Raw genomic sequence first — 2,018 nt, 5'->3', positions numbered from 1 at the left:
GCGAGCTGACGCTCGGGCTGAAGCCCGCCGGGCTCGCCGACGGCGCCACCGCGCTGGCCGAGGCGCTGGCCGAGGAGGTCGCCGAGCACGCCCGGCGGACCGAGCTCGAACGCGAGGAGCGCGCCTCTCTGACGAAGGCGGCGATGCCGTCGTACGAGCTGCCGCTGCTGGCCGACGGCGTCGATCTGGCCGGCCTGTACGAGCTGGCCGAGGTAATCCGTACGCAGGGAGCAGCGTGAAGCAGCACACACCTCTCGACGTCGACGCGATCCTCGACGACCGGGGCACCCGGATCATCGTCTGCTGCGGCGCCGGCGGCGTGGGCAAGACCACGACGGCCGCCGCGATGGGCCTGCGCGCCGCCGAGCGCGGCAGGTGCGTGGTCGTGCTGACCGTCGACCCCGCCAGGCGGCTGGCCCAGTCGATGGGGCTCACCGAGCTGGACAACACGCCGCGGCTGGTGAGCTCGCCCGAGGGCGGCGGCCAGCTGTTCGCGATGATGCTCGACATGAAGCGCACGTTCGACGAGATCATCGAGGCGCACGCCGATCCCGAGCGGGCCCGGCAGATCCTGTCGAACCCCTTCTACCAGTCCCTGTCGTCCAGCTTCTCCGGCACGCAGGAGTACATGGCGATGGAGAAGCTCGGCCAGCTTCGCCGCTCCGACGAGTGGGACCTGATCATCGTCGACACGCCGCCGTCACGCTCGGCGCTCGACTTCCTCGACGCGCCCGAGCGGCTCGGGCGCTTCCTCGACGGCAGGTTCATCCGGCTGCTGACCGCGCCGGCCAAGGCCGGTGGGCGCAGCGCCTTCAGGCTGCTGAATGTCGGGTTCGGGCTCATGGCCGGTGCGATGACCAAGCTGCTGGGCGCGCAGGTCATCAAGGACCTGCAGACGTTCGTCTCCGCGCTGGACGCCGTCTTCGGTGGTTTCCGGCAGCGCGCCGAGATGACCTATCGGCTGCTCCAGGCGCCGGGCACCGCGTTCGTGGTGGTGGCGGCGCCGGAGCGCGACGCGATGCGCGAGGCGTCCTACTTCGTCGAACGACTGGCCGAGGAGCGCATGCCCCTGGCCGGGCTGGTCGTCAACCGGGTGCACGAGCCCACCGCTTCGGCGCTTTCTGCCGCGCGCAGCGCCGCCGCCGCGGAGGACCTGGAGACTCGGGGTGAGCACGAGCTGACCGCCGCCGTGTTGCGGCTTCACACCGGCAGGATGCAGCTCGCGGCTCGTGAGCACCGGGAGCAGGACCACTTCGTGTCGGCCCACCCGACGGTGCCGGTCGTCCAGGTGCGTGCGATGTCGGAGGATGTCCATGATCTGGCGGGATTGCGCCGGATCGGGGAACTCCTGGCGAGTACATGAGAGTACGGCCGGTGGGGGCACCGGCCGTACGCTCTGAGGGCTTGGTTCGGCCTGCTTGCGGCCTGGCTTCAGCCTGCGATCAGCTCGTTGGTCCGTTCGTACTCTTCCTTGGCGGACTCGAGCAGCTCGCGCCACGAGTCCACGTCGGGCCGCCGTCGTAGCAGGGCCCTGCGTTCCCGTTCCGTCATACCGCCCCATACCCCGAACTCAATGCGATTGTCGAGAGCATCGGCGAGGCATTCGGTACGGACCGGGCATCCTCGGCAGATCAGCTTCGCCCTGTTCTGTGCGGCTCCCTGGACGAACAACGCGTCCGGATCCGCGCCTCGACAGGCGGCACGGGAGGTCCAATCCGTGATCCACATTTCGACCCCACTCCCCTTAGGTGGTCAGTCGTCATTTGGGGCCGACGGGCGCGGGCGCCGAGCCTCCGTATTCAGTTGCCGCAGTGGAGAACGTACGCAACGAGACGTTCGGGCCGACAGACCCCAGAGGACCAATTTCCTGCTGGAGTCTTGACCGGGAATGACTAGTGCCGCATCATCTTGGGTTTGCCCCGTTTCGTAGGGACACGCCGATCAAGGTCCCACCTCGGTCGGTGTGATCGCCTCAGACTCTGTTTGTGGCTGAGCGGGTTCGCGTACGCGAGATCGAT

2 protein-coding genes and 1 pseudogene are annotated in these 2,018 nt (G+C 68.6%); 2 read left to right on the top strand and 1 reads right to left on the bottom strand.

Annotated elements, in window-relative coordinates; translation table 11 throughout:
* Together KME77_RS22285 and bagB are read left to right on the top strand one after the other, a co-directional pair.
* Window positions 1-239, top strand: a pseudogene (locus KME77_RS22285) (ATPase); the annotation flags it as partial.
* Complete coding sequence (bagB, locus tag KME77_RS22280; RefSeq protein WP_219470844.1) at window positions 236-1,363, top strand: ATPase BagB; 1,128 nt, start codon at window positions 236-238, stop codon at window positions 1,361-1,363. The pseudogene KME77_RS22285 and the gene bagB, both read left to right, overlap by 4 nt.
* A 68-nt stretch (window positions 1,364-1,431) precedes the next feature.
* Here the strand turns inward: bagB and KME77_RS22275 are convergent, their stop codons facing one another.
* Window positions 1,432-1,728, bottom strand: a complete 297-nt coding sequence (locus tag KME77_RS22275; RefSeq protein ID WP_148036282.1) for a WhiB family transcriptional regulator — start codon at window positions 1,726-1,728, stop codon at window positions 1,432-1,434.
* Window positions 1,729-2,018 lie beyond the last annotated feature (290 nt).

This window comes from Nonomuraea rhizosphaerae (assembly GCF_019396405.1).
Classification (GTDB): domain Bacteria; phylum Actinomycetota; class Actinomycetes; order Streptosporangiales; family Streptosporangiaceae; genus Nonomuraea; species Nonomuraea rhizosphaerae.
Note: the sequence above shows the minus strand (reverse complement) of the source record. Positions and strands in the feature narration are given on the sequence as shown.